Here is a 23,452-nt window from a genome sequence, read left to right on the forward strand (position 1 = left end):
GTCACGGACGGTAGCCCGTGCTGCGTCGTAACTCGGGGCGAGGTCATTGAGCCTTCACCTGCATCGCGACTTACCGCGCGTTCGCGCCATCCCACGATGAGGCCGTGCTGGCATGACATACCTTCGCCGTCGCACGGTGCGCGGTGGCCCACGCTACAACGGCGGCACCGGGATCGAGCGTCGGTGCACGATCCAGGCTTGCCTGGTCCTTCGTGTTCATCGACTTGATCCAGGTGATGATCTTCCACAGGTCACCCGCCTTGGTAATCGTCGTGCCGCCTTGCTGCGGCATCAGGGCGGGGGTTTCCGGGCTTATCCGTGCGAAACCCGCCTCCTGCAGTTTCTGGCTTCCCAGTGCAACGAGGCGGAACAAGGTGTCGTCGCTCGGACCGTAGATCCACACGCCGTTGTTGAGTGGCGGACACATGCCGCCACCGCCGTTGCCACCATGGCAGGCATTGCAGCCGTGATTGAGAAATTGCTCGTGACCCTGGGCGGCGATGGTGCCGTTCTTCGGATCGTAGGGGTTTTTCAGCGAACCTTTCGCGGCCTTGGCGACCACGTCCACCGGGTTGTCGTCGTAGCCGGTTATCGCGTTGACGGCTTCCGTTTTGGCGACCGCGTTGGTCCAGGTTCCGTTCGCCACCTTGTCCTGCAAATCCGAAAATTCGACCCGATCCAGCTGGCCGTCACCGTTTTCATCGGCGGCTTTGAAGTTCAGGTTGGGCATGGCGGCCAGGGCTTCCTTTTCGGTCACGATGCCGGTGTGGCCGGTGTCCATCGACTCGTACGTTGCCGGGACATGAATGCTGGCGGCACCCGCCGGAGCCGCCGACGAACCGGCTTGCCCCGCGGGCGAACCGGCCAGGCTGTTGGTGGCGAGCGCCAGGCTGATACCGGCTACGGCAAAAGCAGCAGCAGTAAAGCTATACACGGTCTTTCGTAACATGGGCCTCTCCTTCGAATAGCTGTATGAATCAATCATCTTCTGCGTGCGCTTGCGCACCATCACCGAACTCCGCGTCGCCAGCCAGTCACGGCACCACAGCAATGCCCCAAGGCAAGCGACCGACGTTTACTGAAACCTCGGGCTTGAGCGATTTGGTATCGACGACCGTCACATCGTTGGTGAAGCCGTTGACGCTATAAAGCTTCGACCCGTCGGGAGACAGCGCCATGTGCCACGGCCGTTGTCCCACCACGATGTAATCGCTCACCTTGTACGTCTTCGTATCGACTACGGCGACGTGGTTCGCCGGCCCCAGCGCAATGAACGCCTGCGAGCCGTCCTTCGACATCACGATATCCACCGGCTGGATGAACTCGGCGCGCATCCCGGGAATGGCAAAGTTGATCGTCTGCACGACTTGATGCGTACGCCCGTCGATCACCGACACCGTGCCGCCGACCTCGGAGGATGCCCAGACGTAGCGCCCGTCGGTCGTGAACGTGGCCACGCGCGGACGCGCACCCACCAGCACGGTAGCGACCAGTTTCAGCGTCTTGTTGTCGATGAAATGGACCAGGCTGCTGCCTTCGGAGGTCGCCACCGTGATCTGGTTGTCCGGGCTCACGCGCATGCCCTCGGGCTCTGAGCCCACGGGAATTTGCGCCAGCACTTTGCCGGTCATCGCTTCGAGCACGGTGACCTGCGAGTTGTCCTCATTGGCGATGTAGACGCGGCTGCCGTCGTTGCTCAGCGCCAGCAACTCCGGGTCGGCCCCCGATGGCAACGTACGCGTCACCGCGAGCTTGGCCACCTCGATGACATCGATGCGGTTGCTGTCACCCACGCATACGTACACCCATTTGCCATCCGGCGACGCCACCACGCCGCGCGGGCGCTGGCCGGTGGGGATGGTCTTGATCGTCTTCAGCGTGATGCTGTCCAGCACCGTCACCGTATTGCCGCGCTCGTTGGTGACGAACAGCGTCGCCGACCATCCTGGTGGGGCGGCCAGCATCAGCAGCAGCAAACACATCGCGGCAAAGCGCGCGTGAGGTCGCTTGGGGTTGGCTGTTTTCATTTGGAGAACTTGCACTGGCTTTGCGGTTGGTCGATACCGAGGGTGTCGGTGTTGTACACGGGGTGCAGAAAACCCGGCTGGGGCGAGACCGACACCAGCGACAGCTGATCCATCAGCAGGATCGGCTGACGTAGCTGGTTATCCCAGCTGCGGAAGTTCATGCTCTCGCCCTTGTAGCCGGCGAGCCTGAGGCTGTCGGCGCTGATGTATTTGCGGATCGCATCGACGTTGCGAGCGCTGCCCTGCTTCACCGCCATCTCCAGCAGACTGGCTGCGAGCCAGCCTTCGTAGTCACGCACCGTGATCTCGCGATTCGCAAGCTTCAGGAAATCGTCGTGGAGCGTCTGCGCCGCGTAGGACTCATACGCGGCGCCCCACGCCGTCGCCTCGAGGCCGTCGGTGCCCACGACGGGCCGCGGATCGGTGGTCCGGTATTGCAGGTAGACCCCGAAGGAATTGGTTTCGTCGGCGACGAAGGCAACGTCGTAATCCGGTACGCCGCGCGTCAGCATCGGCATCTGCGTCTGGATTTCCTGATAACCGGTATCCACGCGGCGTGCGCCGGTCTGCAGCTCGTATGCGCGCTCGGCCACGATCTTGGCGCCGTAGAGCTTGGCCGAACGCGTGATGTCGTTGGCGTACTCCACATCCTCCGGATGCTGGCCGCGCACGAGAAACCAGCGCGTCCATTTCTTCCACACCAGATACTGCGCCAGCGCATCGGTGAGCATCGCGTCGCTGGGAATCAGGTGGAAAACATCGACGCGACACTGGGTCTGGCGCAGCACGTCGTCGCGCGCGCGGATGTTCAGGATGATCGCGTTTTTTGCTTCCGGCAAATCGGCGACCGCCAGCAGGTCCGGCGCTTTCAGGTCGGCGATGATGAGATGCTCACCGGCGGCCAGCATTTTTTTTGCTGCGGCGACCACGTCGCCATCCTCCGGCAGCATCGTCTCGTCCAGCACGTACTTCAGGTCCAGGAATTTTCCCGCTTGGTTGTTGTAGTTGGTTCCCAGACGCACACCGGCAAGCCCTTCGTCAGGAATGACCGCGGGTTTGAGCAGCGACAGTGGCGCCGGCTCCCGGTAGGCCTTGCCCAGATACGCGTAATGCGTAACGAATTCGTTGCTTTTGGCTGCGCTGCTTGCGGCTGGCTTATTGGCCTGCTTGCTGGCTGGTTTGCTCACTGGTGCCGCCGGGCCTGCCGCAGCGAGCGCCGATGCAAACACGGTGGCGATGATGATGGCGATGCGTCGCCTCATCGTGGCGGCTCCGCTGCAGCACCGCTCGGACTTTGCACGGGCGCGAAGCGGCTCATCACGTCGAGTGTCTGTATGGACGCGTCGCTGCCATTTTCCTTGGCGATATCGAGCGCGGTTTTGCCGTCGTCGGAACGCGCGTCGACTTTCGCGCCGGCCTGGATCAGCAAACCGATCAGCGGCGCGTTGTCGTGGCCGGCGGCGACCATCAGGGCGGTGAGTCCGCTCTTGCTGCGGGCGTTCGCATCAGCGCCCTTGCTAACCAGCAACTTGCCCACCTGCTGCGGCGCAACGCCATCGCTGAGGTACAGGCCGTCGTCGACGGGAACATTGCCGCTGCGCTCCGCCTCCAGGTGCGTGGCCACGATCATCAACGGCGTCAGACCGTTGGCACCGCAGGCCGCGTTGGGCGAGGCGCCCGCATTGAGCAGCGTGGTGGCGGCCAGAAAACTGCGGTTTTCGAGCGCGCCACACAGCGGGGTCAATCCTTTGGCATCTTTCACCGTCAGGCTGGCGCCGTGCTGCAGCAGCGCCTCCATCGACGGCACATGATCGCGCTGCGCCGCGGTCATCAGCGGCGTCACGCCGTCTCCGTTGCTTGCGTTGGCGTCCGCGCCCAGCTGAAGCAGCAGCTTGACGGTGTCGGAGTCGCGGGCGCCGGCGGCACTGGTCAGCGGGGTGGCGCCCATGGAGTCGCGTGCATTGAGATCCGCCCCATGCGCGGCGAGAAACTTGATGCGCGCAGCGTCGGATGCCACCACCGCCTGCGCCAGTTCGGCACTGCGGTCGGCGCCTGCGGCGAGCGATTTCTTGATGTCCTGCAGCGTGACGGTTTCGCCGGGCGCCGTCTGCGATGTGTCGACGTGGATCAGCTCCGTATCAAGCGGCTGCTGATAGCGCGCGTAGCTGCTGGCGCCCATCGAATAGGGTCCGTGCGACGGCAGGTTGCCCTGCACCACGCATTCGCTGCACTGGACCAGCGGCACGCCAAAGTCGTCGAGAATCGCCTTGATCTTGTCTGCCGATGTATCCAGCGCGTTGTCCAGCGCATATTTGAGAACCACGTCGTTTTCGCGCACGCCGATGGCCATGGCGTATTCCAGCTGCACGTGGTCGGACATCAGGTTCACCGGTTGCAGCACGATCGGCGCGTGTTTCTTCACCTGGGCGTAAGCGGCAAACGGCCCCCATGTGCCCACCACGTCGAGCTTGCCATCCAGCACCTGTTCAACCTGTCGCCACTGCTGCAGGGCGCCATTGTTACTTTCGGTGTCGTAGCTGACGCTAAGCACGTGGACATCGTTCTTGATACCGTTTTCGGCCAGCGCCTGGCGCACGGCCGAGGTCTCATACACGCCGACGCGCAGCTTCTTCAGCGCAGGGTCGGTGAGGCTCTTGATATGGATGCCGCTGTCCTTGCCATATGCGAAAACGTAGGTCGAACGGTAGATCGGGTCGGTCATCAAAACGCCGGAAACGCTGTCCGGAATATCGACCACGAGATCGCAGTTTCCCAGCGGCTCGGCCGCGCTGCCGAATGCTCTTTTCACGAATCCGGATTCCAGATAGGACATCCAGTAGAACCGCACCGTCGTGTGCATGGCGTCGGCCAGCACTTTGACGATCTGGTTGTCGATGCCGTCGCCATTGCGGTCCGAAAACGGCATGTTGGCGGGATCTGCACAGGCCGTCAGCGGCCGCATCTGCTGGTGCAGGGCGGCGTCTTTTGCAGCGGTCTGGTCGGCCGCCGTCATCTCGCTGAACTTCTGGTCGAGGTTGTAATAGGTTTTTTCCTGCGCCGGCGCCAGTCCGGCCGCCATCAGCGCGAGGCCTCCAGCGAATATTGCAGTGCCGAATTTCATTTCATTGACCGCACTTTGAAAGGACTTTCCACGTTCGTCGCCGACACGTGACGTTTGCGCATCGAAGCCGGGGTTGCACACAGCAACCCCGGCCCGACTTCAACATGCAGCGTTGATTCGTACACTTCTACAAATCAACGCTGCACACGCTCTCACTTTGTGGTGTCGACGGCCTGGTGTTCCGATCCGCCGAGGCGGAACGTATACAGGGTGCCACCCAGCGGCACGAGGTTGAGATTGGTGGACTTGGCCATGGCCGTCGCACCAATCGCACCGTACTTGTCGCTGAAGTTCAGACCCGCAGAAACCGGCAGGCCGCTCCAACCACCGATGCCGGCGAACACCGACACGTACTGCTGGCCGTTGATCTTGTAGCTGATCGGGTTGCCGATGATGCCCGAGCCCAGGTTACGCGCCCACAGCTCCTTGCCGGTCTTGGAATCCACCGCGCGGAACTTGCCGACCATGTCGCCGTAGAAGACCACGCCGCCAGCTGTAACCAGCGCACCGCTCCAGGTCTGGTACTTGTTGGGGTTCTTCCACACGATCTTGCCGGTGTCGACGTCGAAGGCCTGGACCTGGCCCGCAAGGCCCGCCGTGGGCTCGTACATGTACACGTTGGCGAACGCGTAGCCGGAGCCCTGCTGCGTGCTGGTGCGCTTCAACGGCGTATCTTCCATGCACCACTGGTTGGTCGGCACGTAGAACACCTGCGGGTTACTCGGATCCACCGCCACTGGCTGCTGATCCTTGCCGCCCATGGCGCCCGGGCAAGCCTGCACGGCCTTGTCAACGCCGAACGGCGAATGCGCCTTGACCTTGATTGGGCGATCCGTGCCGCCCACGTCGATCTTCTCGGCCCAGTTCACCGGAACGAAGTTGTGCGCGCGCAGCAGCTTGCCATCTCTGCGGTCCAGTACGTACGCGAAGCCGTTGCGGTCGAAATGCACCAGCACCGGGCGATTCTTCTGGCCGTCGATGTCCATGTTGACCAGAACACTTTCGTTGATGGCGTCGTAGTCCCACTCGTCGAACGGCGTCAGCTGGTAGGCCCACACCATCTCACCCGTGGAAGCATTTCGCGCAATGAGCGAGAGCGACCATTTGTTGTCCTGCGTGCCGTCGTTGCACTTTTCCCACGTGTCGTTCTTGCAGCGATACGAAGGGCTCCACGTGCCGGGATTGCTGGTGCCGTAGTAGATCAGGTTCAGCTTCTCGTCGTAGCTGATCCAGCCCCAGACGGTGGCGCCGCCGCGCGTATGCTCGTCCCCGGGATACTCATCGACGCCGCGAAAGGTCTTCAGGGTGCCATGCTTCGGTACGGCCTTATTGGTGTCCGCCGTCATGCCGACATCTTTGGCCGTACCGTTGTTGAAGAAGCCCCAGACCTTCTTGCCATCGTCGATCGAGTAGGCCGCAACGCTGCCGCGCGCCGCAAGCTCCGCACCGCCGTAGCCGATGATGATGTTCTTACCGGCAATCACGCCCGCGCCGGTCATGGTCTGACCCTTTTCCGGAGAGGCGAGCTTGTCGCTCCAGTCCACTTTGCCGGTCAACGCATCTAGCGCGATCAGGTAACCGTCCAGGGTATGGAAGATCACCTTGCCGTCGGCATAGTTGAGGCCGCGGTTCACGGTGTCGCAACAGGCGATGGCGACGGCGCTGTCGTCACGGCCGTCCTTCTTGACGTAATTCCAGACCGTCACCGGCTCATCCGGGTTGGACAGATCCAGCGCCTGCACGACGTTCGGCCAGCCGCTGACCAGAAACATCATCGGCTTGCCGCCCACTTGCACAACGATCGGCTGACCTTCTTGGCCACGCAATGAACTGAGCGACTGGCTCCACATGAACTGCATGTTGCCTGCGTTGCCGGCGTTGATCTGCGTCAGCGGACTGAAACGCGTCAACTCGTTGTTGCGACCCGGCGCGGGCCACAAGTCCGGGTTTTCTGCGCTCTTGGCAATGCTTGACGTCGCGCTCATATCGCTTGTCTGGGCCACCGCCGTCGCACCGACGGTCAACCCCAGGCCGGCCAGCATGGTGACGCACCACGTAAACCGCCGTGAACGGCCACTGTTTTGAGAACTCATGGTGATTTCCTCTCCTCTGCGTGTCACTGAAAATCATTCTGGACATTGATCCAGGGATGGCCGCATACCGGTCTTTGGTTCCTGTAGCGCACCGGGTGCACAGCTATTGGCGGCCGCACCCCGGCATCCTGCACGCAGCCGTTGTATTACTGCGTTGGTAACTGCAGATTGCGTGCCAGATGCCAATGCCGAAATAGCGCCTAGATTCAACGCATTGGAGACACCGCTGCGGGGTTGTCTCGATGGGTGTCACGAATCCGGTACATCGTTGTACCGGTCACATGACAACAATCAAAGAAGAGGCGGAGTGAGTTCATCGCAGGGGAAGTTGAGCGCCGGCATTGACCCGCTCACCGGCGGCGGCAGCGTGCGTGCTTCCCACGCAGCTACAGCGCGTGGCCACAAGAGCACGACTATTTGCCAAACAGCTTCGACAGACAAACCCTGATCGGAGCGCTTCGCGTCGATCAGCCGGACGGCGGAGACCCACCGGCAATCAGATCGAGCTGGCGTGCCTTGATGTAGTCGTAGATCGCGTGGATGTCCTTTTCCCCGAGCACTCCCGCCCATGACGGCATGCCCTTGGCCGACCTGCCGCCGAGCACCGTGCCGAGAAACTGCGGGTACGTCATGCCATTGGCCATCGACTTGCGCAGATCCGGCGCGTATACGCCGCCCACCGCATCTTTGCCATGGCAGCGGAAGCAGTAGGCGCCGTACTTCTCGTAGCCATGGGAAACCGCCGGCGTCACGCTGGTCTGATCCGCGGCAGTGAACACCGCGATATCGGTCTGCACGCTCCTGCCGTGGATGTCCTTGTATGTATTCATCGACACCGCAGCATTGGCACCCGACTTCGATGCACTCGCCGCAGCCAGTGTGCTGGGTTGGGCTTCAGTTTGGCCGTCCGACATATTGGAACTGGCTGCATGGACGTCAAAGGCGTGGAAAAAGAGCGATGTTGCGCAAAAAAACAGGCTCAACACTTTCCGTAGCGGTTTGATCATGAGGCATGCACTCCATAAAAAAATGGTGGGCAGGGCATGGGAGGAATCACAGAGCAGGCGTATCGTGCTGCGCGCTGTGGATACCATGACCGGACACCTGCACGACATGCTTTTTTCAGATCGCCCGAAGGTGTGCCGTGTCGTTCTTGATGCTCGAATCGAACCGGATTTTAAGCGCGAGATCGTCTTTGCGCGCGGCCACCGACATAGGGAACGAATACATCAGACAAACCGGTAGAGCACGTAATGGGCAACGACGAAAACGTCAGATCCGCAAAGTTTTTGAAGCAGGCGCCAATGGTCGGCTGCCATCTAATCAACACGTCGAGCACGCCGTTTTCGTCATCTTCTAGCACGCTGCGCGCGGCAGCGACCAGTCGATCGGGGCGCTTCCACGCTCTTCCAGATAGCGATTGGCCGCGGAGAAATGTCCGCAGCCGATGAAGCCGCGATGGGCGGAGAGCGGCGACGGATGGACGGATTTCAGCACGCAGTGGCGCGTGGTATCGATCAGCTGTCCCTTCTTCTGCGCGTACGAGCCCCACAGCAGAAACACGATGCCCTCGCGCTCGCGGTTGAGCGCGTCGATCGCCCGGTCGGTGAAGCCTTCCCAGCCTTTGCCCTGATGCGCGTTGGCCTGCCCTTCTTCCACGGTGAGCACGCTGTTGAGCAACAGCACGCCCTGATCGGCCCACGAGGTGAGGCAGCCGTGATCGGGTCGCGGAATGGCGAGATCGCGCTGAATTTCCTTGAAGATGTTTTCCAGCGACGGCGGCACGCGCACGCTCGGTCGCACGGAAAAGCACAGGCCGTGAGCCTGACCGGGGCCGTGATAGGGATCCTGTCCGAGAATCACCACGCGCACCTTGTCGAATGGCGTGTGTTCGAAGGCGGCGAAAATTTCCGGGCCGGGCGGATAGATTTTCTTGCCGGCCTGTTTTTCGCTGCGCAGAAAAGCAGCCAGCGACTGCATGGCCGGGGTCAGCAAGGCATCGCCGATGCGCGCCTTCCACGACGGCTCCAGTTTGATGTGATCGCGTTTGACCTGTTCGTCGCTCAAGCCGTCGAACTCACTTACGCGCCGGTGGCGCGACTGCGCAAATGCTGGGCCACGCGCAGCTGAAACAGCAGCTTGGTCACCAGCAGTTTCTCCTCGACCGGCTTTTCGACCAGATCGTTGGCGCCGGCCTTGATCAGGGCGGCTTGGTTGGCCGGGTTTTCATCACCGGTCATCACCAGCACCGGCAGCCGGCCCTTTCCGTAGCCGAACTCGTTGCGGATGCGCTCGAGCAGATCGCCGCCGGTGAGCTCGCCTTTCAGGCTCACGTCGGTAAGCACTACGTCGGCACCGGTCCAGCCCAGGACCTTGTCGGTTTCGAGCATGGCCAGCGCGTCTTCGACGCTGACTACATGACGCACGGTGAGGCCGATCTTTTCGAGCATGCGGCGCGTGGCCAATGCCACCACGCGGCTGTCCTCGACATACAGCACGGTGCCTTCGGCCTGCATCTGCGGGCTGACATAGCCGCGGATAAATTCGGCCAGCGCCTGCAAGCCCAGCGCCTTGTCGAAATAATCGGTGACGTCCTCGCCGAGCGAGCGGCGCAGCAGGCGATCGTCGACATCGCCGGAAACCACCACGATCGGCACGTAGGCCTGCGACGCGGTGGAACGCACGGATCGCGCCAGGTCGAGCCCGTCCATGTCGGGCAGACGCAGCGCGATGGTAATGAAGTCGAAGGCACTCTCTTGCAGCAGCTTCAGCGCGTCGGCGCCGCTGCCGCTGCCGATGACCTCGACTTCGGGTAGCTCGGCCAGCAGCACGCGGGTCAGCAGCTGACGCACCACGCGCGAACCGTCGACCACCAATACGCGCGGCGCTGTCGTGGTGAGACGGTTGCTGATGGTCGCGATCATTGCGTTATTCAACTTGCCTTACTCGTTGCCGTACGTGCTACGTGAATCTTCAACCCTACTATCTCAACATGTACGCGAACGAACCGCGAGCATGCCTGGTCTGAGCCGTCGTTTGACCTTGAGAGTGCCCGGAACACCCGGCGATGCCTGCGACGCGCGTCACTACTGTCAGCCGACCCGATGCTCAAGCCGCCTTGCGCAACTGCCAGGCGCTGACCAGCCGAGCGCCAAACCAGCCCAGCAAGGCCGCGGCCAGCGGCACCGCCAGCAGCAGCCACAGCGGCAGACCGCCGACCTGCAGCTTGCCATCGTAGGCCTGACTGAGCTGCGCCACCGGGTCGGCCAGGGCAAACTCGATGCCGATTGCAAGCAGGGCGGCCAGCATGCCGCTGAACAGGCCGTACCAAATGCCTGCGTAAAGATACGGCCTGCGCACGAAGGCCCCGCTGGCGCCGATCAGCAGCAGCACACCGATCTCTTCATGCCGGCTGGCAATATCGACGCGCACCGTATTGCCCACCACCAACAGCGCCGCCAGAATCAGCAACGAGGCCAACACCAGCACGGCGCGATTGCCTACCGCCAGCAGCGCATCGAGGCGCTGCCGCCAGGTGCCGCTGTCCTGCACCATGTCGACACTGTGCATGGCCCGAATATCCGTGACCAGCTGGCCGATCGCCGCGGCGCCGAGCTCCTCGTGCGGCTGCAGCTGCAGCACGTAGGGCAGCGGATTGTTGTCCAGCGTTTTCAGGGCGCCGGTAAAACCCTGCATCTTGGCCAGCTCGTCCATACCCTGCTGCGGCGTCTTGACGCTGACCGAGGCCACTTCCGGCCGCTCGCCGAGCTGCTTGGCCAGTAGCTGAGCCTGCTGCGCGCTCTGATCGGGCTGCAGGAACACGCTGATGGCCTGACTCTGGCCCAAGGTCTCGCCCAGCTTCTGCACATTGCCAAGCAACAGGTAGAACGCCAGCGGCAAGGCCAGCGCCAGGCCCATCACGGCGATCGTCAGCAGGCTGCCCAGCGGACGCGAGCCGAGCCGGCGCAAGCTGGCGACCGCGCTCCAGCCGTGATGCTCTTGCCAGCTGGCGAAGCGTCGGCCCTGGGTTTTCTCGGCGCGCGGCGATGAGGCCTGATCGACGGGGAAGTTCTCCGGCGGCATGCTCACAGCACCTCCTGTGCGGCCAGATCGGCGACCAGACGGCCATGATCGAGAACGATGACGCGCTTCTTCATGCGTTTGATCAGCGGCAAATCGTGGCTGGCGATCAGCACCGTGGTGCCGACCTGCTGAAATTCGCCGAACAGACCCATGATTTCCATCGCCAGCTGCGGATCGAGATTGCCGGTGGGCTCGTCGGCGATCAGCAGGGTCGGCCGCGCCACGATGGCGCGGGCGATACCGACGCGCTGGCGCTCGCCGGCGGAGAGGGTCGCCGGCAGCTGACGCTCATAGGCTAGAAGGCCGACTTTCTCCAGCGCGGCGCGCACGCGGCGGGCGCGCTCGGGACGAGCGACGCCGCCGATAGTCAGCGGCAGCTCGACATTGGCGAACACCGTGCGCTCCATCAGCAGCCGGTGATCCTGAAACACCATGCCGATGCGCCGGCGCAGCTTAGGCACGCCGCCGCCGCGAACCTTCGCCAGGTTCTGTCCGTCCAGCATGATCACGCCGTGCGACGGCCGTTCGATCAGTCCGAGCAGGTTGAGCAACGTGCTCTTGCCCGCGCCGGAATGGCCGGTGACGAAAGCCATTTCGCCCGTAGGCACCTCAAAGGAAAGCTGCGACAGCGCCTCGTGCCCACCGTCGTAGCGTTTGCTGACTTGATCAAAATGGATCACCGAGCGTCCCCGAACCTGCGTGTCGTGTTGCCAGCGGCAAGGATAAGGGAAGCACGCGCCCAATGGCTGGCCCGCATGCGTTGCGGTCGCCGCCGCTTCAGCCAGGACGACCGCGATCCTGCTCACGATTTTTCTGATCCCCTTCGCGGCATAGGCTGCGAAAGGGATGGTGCCATCAGCGGCCGGTGAACAGTCGCGTCAGCCGGCTGAACAAGCCGGGTTTTTTCGCGCTCGGCGCGTCGCCGGCAGGCTTGCTCGCTGCGTTGCCGGAGGTCACTGCGACCTGGCGCGAGGGACGGCCGCCGTTCGACGAAGCTTCTGCACCGCTGCGCTCGCGCGGCGGACGGCGCTCGCCGCGCGGTGCGCGGCTGCCTTCCTTCGCACCGACCAGCGTCTGAGCATCGCCACTCTGGATCGCTGCGCCGACGGATTCCGCCACGCCTTCGCGGCGACGGTTGCGGCCACCGCGACGACGACGCGGCTTGCGCACCGCATCGCCAACCTCACCACCGGCACCCGCCGGATCGGGGGACGCCGAAACAGCGACGCCTTCGGTCGCATGCACCGGCACGTCGATCGGCGCGGATTCAACGGCAGCTGCCGCCACGTCCGGCCGGCGCTCGCGCGGTGGACGCGAAGCGGAGGAAGACGAGCGCGAACCGCCGGCGCTACGACTACCACCCGTCCCGCGGCTGCCATCGCGACTGCCGCCACCGGCACCGCCGGAACGCCGCGGCTTCTCGCCCGGACGCGGCGGCACGATGTCGCCGAACTCGGCGCTGTCGGCGGCCGTGTTGGCAGCGAACTCGGCGTCCATTGCCTTCGGCTTGGGCATGATCAGCAGATCGGCATCCATGCTGGCGACCGGGATGCTCTGGCCGATATAGGTTTCGATATCCGGCAGCGACATCGCATACAGGTCGCAGGCGAAGCTGATCGCATCGCCCTCGGCGCCCAGACGCGCAGTACGCCCGATGCGGTGCACGTAGTCTTCGGCGTCATGCGGCAGGTCGTAGTTGAAGACGTGGCTGACGGCGGGAATGTGCAGGCCGCGGGCGGCCACATCGGTCGCCACCAGGATATCCAGCTGGCCTTCCTGGAAACGCTGCAGCAGCTTCTGCCGCTTCAGCTGCGGCACGTCGCCGGAGATCGCGCCGGCGCGGTAACCCTGGCGCTTCACGCGGTCAGTCACGCGCTCGGCCGCGGCCTTGGTATTGACGAAGATGATGCTGCGCTCGGCCGCGGTGCGCTCGAGCAGGTTCAGCAGCAGCGGCAGCTTTTCTTCCTTGGCCGGGAAGTAGACCAGCTGGCGCACCTTGTCGGCGGTGACGTTGTCGCTCTCGACCACCAGCTTTTCGGCGTTGTGCATGTGCTCGTAGGCCAGCTCCAGCACGCGATGGCTCAGCGTGGCGGAGAACAGCAGCACCTGGCGCTGCTCGCGCGCCGGCAGGCGGCGGAAGATGAAGCGCACGTCGGCGATGAAGCCCAGATCGAACATGCGATCGGCTTCGTCGATCACCATGACCTCGACGCCGTTGAGGCCGAACACGCCCTGCTTGTGATAATCGAGCAGGCGACCCGGCGTGGCGATGATGATGTCGCAGCCGTCCTTCAGCTGCTGGCGCTGCTTCTCGTAATCGACGCCGCCGTAGATCAGCGCGCTGCGCAGGCCGGTGTGCCGGCCAATCGCCTTGGCGTCCTTGTCGATCTGGATGGCCAGCTCGCGGGTCGGTGCGATGATCAGCGCGCGCGGATCGCTGTCCTTGCGCTCGGCCACGGCGGGCGTAGTGAGCAGGCGATTCATCATCGCGACCAGGAAGGCGCAGGTCTTGCCGGTGCCGGTCTGGGCCTGGCCGGCGACGTCGCGCCCGCCAAGTGCCAGCGGCAGGGTCATTTCCTGGATCGGCGTGCAGCGGGTGAAGCCGCTCTCGTCGAGGCCCTGCTGCAGCAGCGGATGAAGATCGAAGTTGGTGAAAAAGGTATCGGTGAGTACGGTCTGTGACATAAGTGGAATAAGGGCCTTGGCCGCAACGGCAGCTTGCCGTCGTGGCGACGTGATGCGCTGCACCCGCTTCATTGCCGGTATCGGCACATGGCGGTGCAGGACGGGTGCGCGGGGCGCAGTGAAGCCTTGGTTCACTGTCGAATAGTCGGCAAGGTCGCGCCGCGGCTGGCGACGCCGGGTTTGACGGCGGTCCGACGGGCGGTTTGCAAGGCCGCCCTTGAATCGTGCCCGGAGTTACGCTGCAATGAAGCTCCGCCGGTTCGGCGATGCCTCTATTCAGCCCCAACTCTGGCTTCATGGGCACGTGAGTGTAGCTGATGAAGGCCTGCCGCCGTCACTCCTTGCATTTATTCGCCCGCCGCCCCATTTATTCCTTCTGCGATTTTCGCCCCACAGCCTCGGAGATTCCCGTGAGCGACCTGATTACCCATGTAACCGATGACGCCTTCGAACAGCAGGTGCTCAAGTCCGATACGCCCGTGCTGCTCGATTTCTGGGCCGAATGGTGCGGCCCGTGCAAGGCCATTGCGCCGATGCTGGACGAGCTGGCCAAGCAGTACGAAGGCAAGCTGCGGGTGGTCAAGGTAAACATCGATCAGAACCAGCAGACGCCGCGGACCTACGGCGTGCGCGGCATCCCCACCCTGATGGTGTTCAAGAACGGCAAGGTCGAAGCGACCCAGATCGGCGCCGTGAGCAAGGGTCAGCTGACCCAGATGATCGACAAGGCCATCTGAGCTAGCTCAGAGCCAAACCGCTTTACCGCGCCTGTCTGACCGAGTCAGGTAGGCGCACGAGGCTTTACGCCGGCACCTGACGAGTGCTAGATTCAATCAGTCCGTCGGGACAGTCCTGTCCCCGAGCGCCTTCTGCGCGACGCACAAACACCCCTCCTGAAGTTCAACGGCGCCCCGCGAGGATAGCCCGTGTCTGATAACGAAAATAAAAACCCCAACGACGCCAAAAGCGCCGATACCAAGCCTGCATCCGAAGGCAAGCCCGAGCCGCGCCAGCGCGCGCCGCGCCGCACCGCGGCGGAGATGGCTGCCGCGCGGGCCGCGGCGGCTGAGAAGTCCGGCGCAGCGCACGCACCGCCGGCCCAGCAGCCGAACGTAGAGCGCTCCACGCCACAGGCGTCGGCACCGGCAAATCCGCCGCCTGCAGCATCGTCTTCCCATCAACCGCCTCTGCCTTTGCCTCGCGCCTCGCATGAGCCGCGCGAACCGGCGCCGTCTCACGGCAATAGCCACGGCAACGAGTCCGCCCAGCCGGGCAATACGGCGCAGGCGCCGAACCCGAACGCGGCGCCTCGCGATGGGAATCAGGCGCAGCCGCACGCTCCCAGCGCCAACCAGAATTCATCAAACCAGACGTCATCCAACCAGGGCTCATCGAATCAGGGCGCGTCACCGCCGTCTTCGAATCAGCCTTCGTCTGGCCAGCCATCGTCGACGCCACCTTCGTCGAACCAGGGCCAGCCCAGCCAGCATGGCTCGAACCCGGGCCAGCCGAACGGCGGCCAGGGTCAGAATCCGAACGGCGGCTCCAACGGCGGCCAGAACGCCGGGCAGCATCCGAACCAGGGCAATAACCCGAACAACCCCAACAACCCACGCGACCGCGACCCGCGCGGCCGCCGCCGTCGCAACGAGCGCAACGAGCGCGGTCCGCAGCAGGGTTCGCAGCGTCCGCAGAACAATCCGCGGCCGAATCCGAACGGTCTGCCGGTCGACGACGACAACGCCGATCCGGGCAGCAACGATCGCGTCATCAACCTCACCGAGCTCAAGCGCATGAAGGCGCCGCAGCTGCTGGAATTCGCCGAGTCGCTCGGCGTCTACGAAGGCGTGGCGCGCGCGCGCAAGCAGGACGTGATCTTCAACGTGCTCAAGGCGCACGCCCGCTCCGGCGGCGGCATCTGGGCCGAAGGCGTGCTGGAAATCCTGCAGGACGGCTTCGGCTTCCTGCGCTCGGCCGATGAGTCCTACCTGGCCGGTCCCGACGACATCTACGTGTCGCCCAGCCAGATCCGCCGCTTCAACCTGCGCACCGGCGACTACATCACCGGCCGCGTGCGTCATCCGAAGGAAGGCGAGCGCTACTTCGCCATGCTGCGCGTCGACGACATCAACGGCGATCCGCCGGAAGCGTCGAAGAACAAGATGCTGTTCGAGAACCTGACGCCGCTGTTCCCACGCAAGGCGTTCAAGCTCGAACGCGGCAACGGCTCCAGCGAAGACATCACCGGCCGCGTGCTCGATCTGATCGCGCCGATCGGCAAGGGCCAGCGCGGCCTGATCGTGTCGCAGCCGAAGTCCGGTAAGACGATGATGCTGCAGAACATCGCGCAGGCCATCCAGTACAACCATCCCGAAGCGCATCTGATCATGCTGCTGATCGACGAGCGTCCGGAAGAAGTCACCGAGATCGCCCGCACCGTGCGCGCCGAGGTCATTTCCTCGACCTTCGACGAGCCGGCCGTGCGCCACGTGCAGGTCGCCGAGATGGTGATCGAGCGGGCCAAGCGCCTGGTCGAGCACAAGAAGGACGTGATCATCCTGCTCGACTCGATTACGCGTCTGGCGCGCGCCTACAACACCGTGATCCCCAGCTCCGGCAAGGTGCTGACCGGCGGCGTCGACGCCAATGCGCTGCAGCGGCCCAAGCGCTTCTTCGGCGCCGCCCGCAACGTCGAGGAAGGCGGCAGCCTGACCATCATCGCCACCGCGCTGACCGAAACCGGCAGCAAGATGGACGAGGTGATCTACGAGGAGTTCAAGGGCACCGGCAACATGGAAGTGCATCTGAGCCGCCGCATTTCCGAGAAGCGCGTGTACCCGGCGATCGACATCAACCGCTCCGGCACCCGCCGCGAGGATTTGCTGATCGATCCCGACCTGCTGGCGAAGATCTGGATCCTGCGCAAGCTGCTGCACCCGATGGACGAACTGAGCGCCATCGAATTCATGCTCGACAAGATGAAGAACACCAAGTCGAACGACGAGTTCTTCAATTCGATGAAGCGCTAATCGCCTGAGACAGGCGCTAGACGAAGAGGCCGGCGAATTGCCGGCCTCTTCGTTTCTAGCTGTCGCACCGAAGGGCGGGCGGCTGCGGTGCGCCAATCCACGCCGCATAGACCGCGAGCATCATCTGAACTCTCGCGTACAATTATCCGTCGGCCGGCCCTTTTGTTGTCATGCCGCGCCCCCCATTAGTCTGTGCACATCCAAGCAAGGCGAGTCCCCGTGTCCATACCCAGCGCCGTCAAGAACACGCCGATTCAGGGCCGCCAGCAGCTCATCGATTACCTTGCCGCCGGCGAAAAGCCGCGCGAGGCGTGGCGCATCGGTACCGAGCACGAAAAGTTCGGCTTCCGCACCGACGACCTGCGCGCGCCGACCTTCGAGGGCGAGCGCGGCATCAAGCATCTGCTGGAAACCATCGCCACCCGCTACGGCTGGAACGTGACGCGCGAGGGTGAGAACCCGGTGGCGCTGTCGCGCGACATGGCCTCGATCACGCTGGAGCCGGCCGGCCAGCTGGAGCTGTCCGGCGCGCCGCTGGAAACCATCCACCAGACCTGCACCGAAGTGAACACGCACCTGGAAGAAGTGCGCTCGATCGCCGACGGGATGGGCCTGGGCTTTCTCGGCATGGGCTTTCAGCCGAAGTGGAAGCGCGACGAGATGCCGTGGATGCCGAAAGGCCGCTACAAGATCATGCGCGAATACATGCCCAAGGTTGGTTCGCTCGGCCTGGACATGATGACGCGCACCTGCACGGTGCAGGTGAACCTGGATTTTTCCAGCCAGGCGGACATGATCAAGAAATTCCGCGTCAGCCTGGCTCTGCAGCCGATCGCCACTGCGCTGTTCGCCGACTCGCCGTTTACAGAAGGACGTCCAAACGGCTATCTGTCGTATCGCTCGCACATCTGGACCGATACCGACAAGGATCGCACCGGCATGCTCGACTTCGTCTTCGACGACAGCTTTGGCTATGAGCGCTACGTCGATTACATCCTCGACGTGCCGATGTATTTCAGTTTTCAGGACGGCAAATACATCGATCTGGCCGGGCAGGACTTCAAGCGGTTCATGGCCGGCGAACTGGCGCAGCTGCCGGGCACCAAGGCGACCATGAAGGACTTCGCCGACCACCTCACCACCGCCTTTCCGGAAGTCCGCCTCAAGCAGTACCTGGAAATGCGCGGTGCCGACGGCGGCCCGTGGAACCGGCTATGCGCCCTGCCCGCGCTGTGGGTCGGCCTGCTGTACGACGACGAGGCACTGGACGCCGCGTGGGACTTGGTCAAGGACTTCAGTCGCGAGGAACGTCATGCCCTGCGCGATGGCGTGCCGAAATATGGCCTCAAGCTGCCGTTCCGCAACGGCACCGTGCGTGACCTGTCCGAAGAAGCGTTGAAGATCGCCAGCGCCGGCCTCAAACGCCGCGCACGCCTCAACCAGCACGGCGCTGACGAAAGCATCTTCCTCGAGCCGATGATCGAAATCGTCCAGGCCAACCAGACCCCCGCCGAGCGCAAGCTTGAACTCTTTCACGGCCCCTGGAACGGCAGCGTCGATCCGGTTTTCCGCGAGTTCGCGTACTGAGACAGCCCGCGGCGCAATCGCGTAGGTTGGGGTGAGCGCCAGCGAACCCCAACAACCGTCGCGCATCCTGTTGGGTTTCGCTGGCGCGAACCCCAACCTACGTCGCGATAGACCAGGCGACTGACTCACCAGCGCGCATCGGCTTGCACGTCGACCCCGCCAACGGATATTCGGCCGGCACGATCCACGGCGCGCGCTCGAGCGCGATGCGTTCCTTATTGCGCGGCAAGCGATAAAAATCCGGGCCATGAAAGCTGGCAAAAGCTTCGAGCCGATCGAGCTGACCTACCTGCTCGAATGCTTCGGCATACAGCTCCAGCGCCGCGTGCGCCGTGTAGAGCCCGGCGCAACCGCAGTCCGTTTCCTTCGCTTCGCGCGGATGCGGCGCGCTGTCGGTGCCCAGGAAAAAATGCGTGTCGCCGCTGGTCGCCGCCTGAAGCAACGCCGTGCGATGCGTCTCCCGCTTGAGGATCGGCGCGCAGTAGTTGTGCGGGCGCATGCCGCCTTCGAACAGTGCATTGCGATTCAGCAGCAAATGATGCGCCGTGATTGTGGCGGCCACATTCGCCGGGGCACCGCTGACGAACTCGACCGCATCGCGCGTCGTGATGTGTTCGAGCACCATGCGCAGCGCCGGAAACCTGGCCTGCAGCGGCAGCAAATGACGCTCGATAAAAACGCGTTCGCGATCGAAGATGTCGATATCCGGATCGGTGACCTCGCCATGCAACAGCAGGGGTAGATCGTGCCGCTCCATCGCTTCGAGCACGGGGTAGACGCGCGACAGCTCGCGCACGCCGGACTGCGAATTGGTGGTGGCGCCCGCAGGGTAATACTTCACCGCAAACACGCTGCTGCTTTCCTTGGCCTGCACAATCTCTTCGGCCAAAGTGTCCTCGGTGAGGTACAGCGTCATCAGCGGCTCGAAGCGCATACCCGCAGGCAGGCTCGCCAGAATCCGCCCACGATAATCCTCGGCCTGCGCCACCGTGGTCACCGGCGGCTTCAGGTTGGGCATCACAATGGCGCGCGCAAACCGCTGCGCGGTATGGCCGATCACCGAAGCCAGCGCATCACCATCGCGAAGATGCAGATGCCAGTCGTCGGGGCGGGTGATTTCAAGGCGCGTGGGTGTCATGGCAAAACTCAGGTAGTGAATAGCGGAAAGGATCGTCGTAGGTTGGGCTGAGCAAAGCGATGCCCAACATCAGGCCACGAAGATGTTGGGTTGACGGCTCGCCTCGGCGAGCCGCCCTGCGGGCCATTCGCTGCGCGAATGTTCGTTTCGGCATTCCACGGTCGCAAGCTCAATCCAACCTACGTGCGCTACTCTTTCCTGAGAGACGCAACTAGTAATTGCTTTTGCTTTCCTTCGTGATGGTGGGCAATCAAAGGCGAAAGCATCTCGGGAATTGTGTCTTTTAGAGTTCCTACAGTAAACCGAATTAGTCGATCAACGCGATTCCCATGCCTCTGTAAGAGCGCGGCGATAAGAGATGGGGCGACTAATGCTTGCAAGGTTGGATAATTCTCAAGACGAGATACCACCGCAAATAGCGCGTCTGCCCTGCGCAGTCCGTGAGGCTCTTCATTTGCCTGCTCCACAAGTTTCACCAAGTAGGCCGCTGTTGTATCGATTTCCAGAGAAGCCATAAGCCGTAAGGGCCAAGCGGACACAGTCACTATCCTATTGATCTCCTCCTGCAACTGGGCAGACTCGAGAGCCTCGATAAGAATCGCCATCCGCTGCGATTTTGTACCCCAGTGCTCTGCAACTTTCGTTAGCGACTGGCATCTGTACCACGGATGACAAATCTTTCGAGCGACTTTTAGCGCTTCCTTTGGCTCAACTGGCGCCAATGCATCTACCTGCGCGCGCCCCTGGACGTCCTGACGAGTAATTAATGGGTCGCTCATGGAATCCAAAGCCCTCGTGACATCAATACCTGACCTTGGCGTCAGATTTACGAAGTCAAAAAAGTGAATAGCGAAATGAGTCCTACAGCAAACGGTGTGATCGATACAGCACATCAAAAAGAGTAAGAACTAATCCCCCCGAATCCACCGCGCCGCATCGATCGCAAAATACGTAAGAATCGCATCCGCCCCCGCCCGCTTCATCGCCGTCAGCGACTCCAGCACCACCGCCTTCTCATCCAGCCAGCCATTTTGCGTGGCGGCTTTGAGCATCGCGTATTCGCCGCTGACCTGGTAGACGAAGGTCGGCACGCCGAAGGTGTCTTTTACGCGGCGCACGATGTCGAGATACGGCAGGCCGGGTTTGACCATGACGGCGTCGGCACCTTCCTGGATATCGAGTTCGACTTCGCGCAGGGCTTCGTCGCTGTTGGCCACGTCCATCTGGTAGGTGTGCTTGTTGCCCTTGCCGAGATTGGCGGACGAGCCGACGGCGTCGCGGAACGGCCCGTAGAACGCGGAGGCGTATTTTGCCGAGTAGGCGAGAATGCGCGTGTGGATGTGGCCGGCTTCTTCCAGTGCATCGCGGATGGCGCCGATGCGGCCGTCCATCATGTCCGAGGGCGCAACGAAATCCATGCCGGCTTCGGCCTGCGCCAGCGACATCTTGATCAGCGCCTCGACGGTGGCGTCGTTGACGACGTAGCCGTTTTCGTCGATCAGGCCGTCCTGGCCGTGCGAGGTGTACGGGTCGAGCGCGACGTCGCCGATCAGGCCCAGCTCGGGGTATGTCGCTTTCAGCGCACGGGTGGCGCGTTGCATCAGGCCGTCGGGATTCCACGCTTCGGCGGCGTCCTCGGTTTTCGGCGCGTCGGTAATGGGGAACAGCGCCAATGCCGGAATGCCTAGCTCCACGCATTCGCCGGCCAGCTGCAGCAGGAGGTCGATCGAGAGCCGCTCGACGCCCGGCATCGATGGCACGGCCACGCGCCGGTTTTCGCCCTCGATCACGAAGGCGACCATGATCAGATCGCTGCTGTGCAGGGTGTGCTCGCGCATCAGCGCGCGGGAAAACGCATCGCGGCGCATGCGGCGCATGCGGATGGCAGGAAAGCTCATCGCAAATCCAGACGTTGAATAAGGCGTTCATTTTAGGCCAGATCGCGCCGATGCAGGCGCGACGGCTGGCCGCAGCTTTCACAGCACACGCGACCTGCACAGACCTCACCCTGGGCTGAACGCCGAATCTCGAACGTGTCCTGCATCTCGCCACATGAGCGCAGTCTTGCGCATGCTCGACGTGTCCTCCATCGATCGCCACTGCTCCGAGGTAAGTTCATGAATGCTACGACTCGCTCCAGCCTGCCCACCGACGTCCGCTACATCGGGCCGCACGATCCGAACGCCACCGTCGACGTGACCCTGGTTTTTCGCCACCGCGCCGCGCCACCTGCCGCCGCGTGGCCGCACGCGGCGATGTCCCGCGCGGATTATGCCGATCGGCACGGCGCCGACCCGGCCGACGTGGAGCGCGTGCGAGCGCTCAGCAAAAAGCACGGCATGCGCGAGCTGGATTGCCACATGGACCGGCGCACGCTGCATCTCAGCGGCACCGCGCAGAGCATGAAGGACGCCTTCGGCGTGGACCTGGGCCAATACGCGATCGGCAGCAGCGGCGCGCACTTCATCGGGTGCGCGCAGGAACCGACCCTGCCCGACCCGGCGATCATCGCGGTGCTTGGACTGGACAAGCGTCCGGTCGCCACCGCGCACTTCCGCAAGCCGCTGGCGAAACCCATCAACAGCTTTACGCCGCTGCAGCTGGGCGAGCTGTACCAGTTTCCCGCCGGTACCGATGGCACCGGCCAGACCGTCGCGATCATCGAGCTGGGCGGCGGCTATCAGCAGGCCGATCTGGATACGTATTTTTCCGGTTTGGGCATCAAGGGGCCGACCGTAACGAGCGTGTCCGTCGACGGCGGCAGCAATACGCCCGGCGGCGATGCCGATGGCGAGGTGATGCTAGACATCGAGGTGGCCGGCGCGCTGGCGCCCGGCGCGAAATTCGTCGTCTACTTCACCACCAATACCGATCAGGGCTTCTACAACGCTATCGCGCAGGCGGCGCACGACACCACCAACAAGCCCACGGTGATGTCGATCAGCTGGGGTGGCCAGGAGGACAGCTGGGCGCCGCAGGGTCGCGACGCGCTGGAGTCGGCGCTGCAGGACGCCATCGCGCTGGGCATTACCGTCACCGTGGCCGCGGGCGACGCCGGCTCTACCGATGGCGAGACCGACGGCCAGCCGCACGTGGACTTTCCCTCCTCGAGCCCGAGCGTGCTGGCCTGCGGCGGCACCAAGCTCACCGCCAGCGGCAGCAAGATCGCCAGCGAAGTCGTGTGGAACGAAACGGCCACCGGCAACGGCGCCACCGGCGGCGGCGTGAGTACGGTCTATCCGCTGCCCACATGGCAGGCCTCATCGAAGGTGCCAACCGGCGCGGCCAGCTTCAAGGGGCGCGGCGTGCCCGATGTGGCGGGCGACGCCGACCCGCTCACGGGCTATCAGATACGCGTCGACGGCAAGGACCTGGTGTACGGCGGTACCAGCGCCGTCGCGCCACTCTGGGCGGCGCTGGTGGCGCGACTCAACCAGGCGCTCGGCACCACGCTGGGCGATGGCCATGTGGCGCTGTATCAGGCCGGCAAGGCCGCCTTTCACGACATTACCGAGGGCAACAACGGCACCTATAAGGCGGCGGCCGGCTGGGACGCCTGCACCGGCCTGGGCAGCCCGAACGGCGAGGCCCTGCTGACGGCGTTGCGCAGCGCCTCGGGTGGCAGCGCAAACGGCAAGAAATAAGGCGTGAGCCGGGCGGACTTTCCGCCCGGCAGCACTTTGAAAAGG

General features: G+C 63.4%; 19 protein-coding genes. 5 read left to right on the forward strand and 14 right to left on the reverse strand.

Annotated features, from left to right (window positions below; all coding sequences use genetic code 11):
• Positions 1 to 70 precede the first annotated feature (70 nt).
• The 6 genes from HDE78_RS08315 to HDE78_RS08340 all read right to left on the reverse strand — a co-directional run bounded on the left by HDE78_RS08315 (position 71) and on the right by HDE78_RS08340 (position 8,071).
• A complete protein-coding gene (locus tag HDE78_RS08315; RefSeq protein WP_218862170.1) occupies positions 71 to 949 on the reverse strand; it encodes a c-type cytochrome in 879 nt (292 codons plus the stop codon).
• A gap of 85 nt (positions 950 to 1,034) precedes the next feature.
• A complete protein-coding gene (locus HDE78_RS08320; protein WP_218862172.1) occupies positions 1,035 to 2,027 on the reverse strand; it encodes a PQQ-dependent catabolism-associated beta-propeller protein in 993 nt (330 codons plus the stop codon).
• A complete protein-coding gene (locus HDE78_RS08325; RefSeq protein WP_179478140.1) occupies positions 2,024 to 3,289 on the reverse strand; it encodes an ABC transporter substrate-binding protein in 1,266 nt (421 codons plus the stop codon). The genes HDE78_RS08320 and HDE78_RS08325 overlap by 4 nt, the downstream gene beginning before the upstream one ends.
• Complete coding sequence (locus tag HDE78_RS08330) at positions 3,286 to 5,148, reverse strand: quinoprotein dehydrogenase-associated putative ABC transporter substrate-binding protein (RefSeq protein WP_179478142.1); 1,863 nt, start codon at positions 5,146 to 5,148, stop codon at positions 3,286 to 3,288. Before HDE78_RS08330 ends, HDE78_RS08325 begins: the two co-directional genes overlap by 4 nt.
• A gap of 152 nt (positions 5,149 to 5,300) precedes the next feature.
• On the reverse strand, positions 5,301 to 7,241 hold the full coding sequence (locus HDE78_RS08335) for a PQQ-dependent dehydrogenase, methanol/ethanol family (protein ID WP_255457707.1): 1,941 nt from the start codon (positions 7,239 to 7,241) through the stop codon (positions 5,301 to 5,303).
• Between the two features lie 467 nt (positions 7,242 to 7,708).
• Positions 7,709 to 8,071 carry a c-type cytochrome gene (locus HDE78_RS08340; protein WP_179478144.1) on the reverse strand — a complete coding sequence of 121 codons (363 nt, stop codon included), beginning with the start codon at positions 8,069 to 8,071 and terminating at the stop codon, positions 7,709 to 7,711.
• Here HDE78_RS08340 and HDE78_RS08345 point away from each other — a divergent pair.
• Positions 8,058 to 8,486 carry a hypothetical protein gene (locus tag HDE78_RS08345; protein WP_179478146.1) on the forward strand — a complete coding sequence of 143 codons (429 nt, stop codon included), beginning with the start codon at positions 8,058 to 8,060 and terminating at the stop codon, positions 8,484 to 8,486. The two genes, HDE78_RS08340 and HDE78_RS08345, sit on opposite strands and share 14 nt — an antisense overlap.
• 111 nt (positions 8,487 to 8,597) lie before the next feature.
• Here the strand turns inward: HDE78_RS08345 and ung are convergent, their stop codons facing one another.
• The 5 genes from ung to HDE78_RS08370 form a co-directional block, all read right to left on the reverse strand.
• The gene (ung, locus tag HDE78_RS08350; RefSeq protein WP_179478148.1) at positions 8,598 to 9,308 is read right to left on the reverse strand and encodes a uracil-DNA glycosylase; all 711 of its coding nucleotides are present in this window, start codon (positions 9,306 to 9,308) and stop codon (positions 8,598 to 8,600) included.
• Positions 9,309 to 9,322: 14 nt separating this feature from the next.
• The gene (locus tag HDE78_RS08355) at positions 9,323 to 10,165 is read right to left on the reverse strand and encodes a response regulator (protein ID WP_179478150.1); all 843 of its coding nucleotides are present in this window, start codon (positions 10,163 to 10,165) and stop codon (positions 9,323 to 9,325) included.
• A gap of 184 nt (positions 10,166 to 10,349) precedes the next feature.
• Entirely contained in the window at positions 10,350 to 11,324 is a 975-nt protein-coding gene (gene ftsX / locus HDE78_RS08360) for a permease-like cell division protein FtsX (RefSeq protein WP_179478503.1), read from the reverse strand.
• Positions 11,325 to 11,326: 2 nt separating this feature from the next.
• On the reverse strand, positions 11,327 to 12,004 hold the full coding sequence (gene ftsE / locus HDE78_RS08365; protein WP_179478152.1) for a cell division ATP-binding protein FtsE: 678 nt from the start codon (positions 12,002 to 12,004) through the stop codon (positions 11,327 to 11,329).
• A gap of 175 nt (positions 12,005 to 12,179) precedes the next feature.
• Positions 12,180 to 14,009: a DEAD/DEAH box helicase gene (locus HDE78_RS08370; RefSeq protein WP_179478154.1), complete on the reverse strand. Its 1,830-nt coding sequence runs from the start codon at positions 14,007 to 14,009 to the stop codon at positions 12,180 to 12,182.
• A 410-nt stretch (positions 14,010 to 14,419) separates the two neighbouring features.
• Here HDE78_RS08370 and trxA point away from each other — a divergent pair, with 410 nt between their 5' ends.
• From trxA to HDE78_RS08385, 3 genes are all read left to right on the forward strand, one after another.
• A complete protein-coding gene (trxA, locus tag HDE78_RS08375; RefSeq protein WP_179478156.1) occupies positions 14,420 to 14,746 on the forward strand; it encodes a thioredoxin TrxA in 327 nt (108 codons plus the stop codon).
• Positions 14,747 to 15,049: 303 nt separating this feature from the next.
• On the forward strand, positions 15,050 to 17,038 hold the full coding sequence (gene rho / locus HDE78_RS21050) for a transcription termination factor Rho (RefSeq protein WP_255457722.1): 1,989 nt from the start codon (positions 15,050 to 15,052) through the stop codon (positions 17,036 to 17,038).
• A 219-nt stretch (positions 17,039 to 17,257) separates the two neighbouring features.
• Entirely contained in the window at positions 17,258 to 18,625 is a 1,368-nt protein-coding gene (locus HDE78_RS08385; RefSeq protein ID WP_179478158.1) for a glutamate--cysteine ligase, read from the forward strand.
• Positions 18,626 to 18,722: 97 nt separating this feature from the next.
• Here HDE78_RS08385 and pyrC read toward each other — a convergent pair whose 3' ends face one another.
• The 3 genes from pyrC to hemB form a co-directional block, all read right to left on the reverse strand.
• A complete protein-coding gene (pyrC, locus tag HDE78_RS08390; protein WP_179478160.1) occupies positions 18,723 to 19,763 on the reverse strand; it encodes a dihydroorotase in 1,041 nt (346 codons plus the stop codon).
• Positions 19,764 to 19,951: 188 nt separating this feature from the next.
• Positions 19,952 to 20,542 carry a hypothetical protein gene (locus HDE78_RS08395; RefSeq protein ID WP_179478162.1) on the reverse strand — a complete coding sequence of 197 codons (591 nt, stop codon included), beginning with the start codon at positions 20,540 to 20,542 and terminating at the stop codon, positions 19,952 to 19,954.
• Between the two features lie 129 nt (positions 20,543 to 20,671).
• Entirely contained in the window at positions 20,672 to 21,661 is a 990-nt protein-coding gene (hemB, locus tag HDE78_RS08400; protein WP_179478164.1) for a porphobilinogen synthase, read from the reverse strand.
• 219 nt (positions 21,662 to 21,880) lie between these two features.
• Between hemB and HDE78_RS08405 the strand changes: the two genes are divergently transcribed.
• Positions 21,881 to 23,407, forward strand: coding sequence for a S53 family peptidase (locus tag HDE78_RS08405; RefSeq protein WP_179478167.1), 1,527 nt, complete (start codon positions 21,881 to 21,883; stop codon positions 23,405 to 23,407).
• The last annotated feature ends 45 nt before the right edge of the window (positions 23,408 to 23,452 follow it).

Source organism: Rhodanobacter sp. K2T2, assembly GCF_013408815.1.
Classification (GTDB): Bacteria; Pseudomonadota; Gammaproteobacteria; order Xanthomonadales; family Rhodanobacteraceae; genus Rhodanobacter.

Bases quoted from the DNA above. Each gene is read 5' to 3' on its own strand.
- HDE78_RS08355 (WP_179478150.1), bottom strand. From the start codon at position 10,165: ATGATCGCGACCATCAGCAACCGTCTCACCACGACAGCGCCGCGCGTA.
- HDE78_RS08320 (WP_218862172.1), bottom strand. From the start codon at position 2,027: ATGAAAACAGCCAACCCCAAGCGACCTCACGCGCGCTTTGCCGCGATG.
- HDE78_RS08330 (WP_179478142.1), bottom strand. From the start codon at position 5,148: ATGAAATTCGGCACTGCAATATTCGCTGGAGGCCTCGCGCTGATGGCG.
- rho (WP_255457722.1), top strand. From the start codon at position 15,050: ATGGCTGCCGCGCGGGCCGCGGCGGCTGAGAAGTCCGGCGCAGCGCAC.
- HDE78_RS08370 (WP_179478154.1), bottom strand. From the start codon at position 14,009: ATGTCACAGACCGTACTCACCGATACCTTTTTCACCAACTTCGATCTT.
- HDE78_RS08340 (WP_179478144.1), bottom strand. From the start codon at position 8,071: ATGAATACATACAAGGACATCCACGGCAGGAGCGTGCAGACCGATATC.
- hemB (WP_179478164.1), bottom strand. From the start codon at position 21,661: ATGAGCTTTCCTGCCATCCGCATGCGCCGCATGCGCCGCGATGCGTTT.
- pyrC (WP_179478160.1), bottom strand. From the start codon at position 19,763: ATGACACCCACGCGCCTTGAAATCACCCGCCCCGACGACTGGCATCTG.
- HDE78_RS08325 (WP_179478140.1), bottom strand. From the start codon at position 3,289: ATGAGGCGACGCATCGCCATCATCATCGCCACCGTGTTTGCATCGGCG.
- HDE78_RS08395 (WP_179478162.1), bottom strand. From the start codon at position 20,542: ATGAGCGACCCATTAATTACTCGTCAGGACGTCCAGGGGCGCGCGCAG.
- HDE78_RS08405 (WP_179478167.1), top strand. From the start codon at position 21,881: ATGAATGCTACGACTCGCTCCAGCCTGCCCACCGACGTCCGCTACATC.
- HDE78_RS08315 (WP_218862170.1), bottom strand. From the start codon at position 949: ATGTTACGAAAGACCGTGTATAGCTTTACTGCTGCTGCTTTTGCCGTA.
- HDE78_RS08335 (WP_255457707.1), bottom strand. From the start codon at position 7,241: ATGAGTTCTCAAAACAGTGGCCGTTCACGGCGGTTTACGTGGTGCGTC.
- ftsX (WP_179478503.1), bottom strand. From the start codon at position 11,324: ATGCCGCCGGAGAACTTCCCCGTCGATCAGGCCTCATCGCCGCGCGCC.